Origin of the sequence: Candidatus Frankia alpina (assembly GCF_902806485.1) — a bacterium.
GTDB lineage: Bacteria > Actinomycetota > Actinomycetes > Frankiales > Frankiaceae > Frankia > Frankia alpina.
The window spans coordinates 1-1,464 of sequence record NZ_CADCWT010000461.1 but is presented as its reverse complement, the minus strand read 5'-3'; the positions used below and the strand labels follow the sequence as shown (position 1 = coordinate 1,464).

Annotated in this window: 1 protein-coding gene; it reads left to right on the top strand. The window is 70.8% G+C overall.

Translation table 11 applies throughout. From position 1 onward, the window contains the following. Positions 1-670: 670 nt before the first annotated feature. Positions 671-1,464, top strand: a 794-nt coding sequence (locus G6R25_RS23915) for a replication initiator (RefSeq protein WP_336502496.1), incomplete at its 3' end; no start/stop codon positions are given.

Here is a 1,464-nt window from a genome sequence, read left to right as displayed (position 1 = left end):
ACAGCCAGATTCGCCACAGCGATGCCCGCCGCTGTCACGTCTCGGCTCCCAGCTGTGCCTTCCCCTGATGAGCCGTCACCACGACCGAACCGCGACCGCCCAGGGAGAACACCCATGCCCGCCACCCACCGAGAAGGGCACGCCACATTCGCCGCTGACGTGGGCGAACTCCCTGGGCAACCTCCCGGGCAACTCCTCGCCCCACTCCCCGCGCCGCTCCCCGCGCCGCTCCCCGGCCTGCTTGCGGTGGCCGGGGCAAACAGCCTGGTCAGGGGCACTGGGCAACCAGGTGCCAGACATCCGACATGTCTTTGTCCTGGTCTGGCACCGCTAGGGGGGAAGGCTCGTGACGGTTCCCCGCCCACATCAAGGCGGCCGCGCCGAAACCCCTCTCGCCCGCCGGTCGTCATGTGACGACCGTTCCGCTGAAAGGACCGATCGTGACGGTTGACGTTCCTCGCCCACCCGCCCGGGCCGTTGCCCGGCCGTTGTGTGGGTGGTCGGAACGTCACACACCGTCGACCCGTTGGCCAGAACGGACCACTACACCTCTGGCCCTTGGCGCGGGCCGCCTGCATTGGGCGTGGGACGAGCCCCACGCCGCCAGGCACGTTGCGAAGCCTCTCCGGGTCCCTGTCACTGCCATGCCGGCTGACACGAGAGACTCCTGATGCTCGCCGACGTTCTCCCCGACTGCGCCGACCGCCTCGCCGACGGCACGTTCACCGCCCTATGGGCCCAGATCCAACGCATCGGCGGCTGCACCCACCCGATCCGCCTGACCGGCCACGTCGACCAGGCCGACACGACGACCGGTGAGATCCACCGCGCCTTCGACTCCTCAGGCATGCCCGACGCCACGATCCTGGTGCCCTGCGGCAACCGGCGCGCCACCGTCTGCCCGTCCTGCTCCTACCTGTACAAGGGCGACGCCTGGCAGATCGTCCACGCCGGCATGGTCGGCGGCCACGACGTCCCCGACACCGTCGCCCGCCACCCCGGCCTGTTCGTCACGGTCACCGCACCCTCGTTCGGGGCGGTCCACTCCCGCCGCGCCAACCACGGCCCCGCCCAACGGTGCAACGACCGGCGCGGCCGCTGCCCGCACGGCCGGGCCCGCGGCTGCCACCTCGTCCACCCCGACGACGACCCCCGCCTGGGCGCACCGATCTGCCCCGACTGCTTCGACCCCGCCGGCCTGGTCGTGTGGAACCGGTTCGCTCCCCTGCTGTGGAAACGCACCCTGGATCTCACCTACCGGCGGATGGCCTGGCACCTCGGCCTCAGTGACAGCGCACTACGCAAGCAGATCAAGATCTCAGGCATCAAGGTCGCTGAAGGCCAGAAACGGTGCGCGATCCACTTCCACGGCGTGCTCCGCCTCGACGACGCCACCCAACCCCCCGGCGCCTGGGCACCACCGTCGCAGGACTGGGCCACCGCCGACCTGCTCGCCTCCTGCCG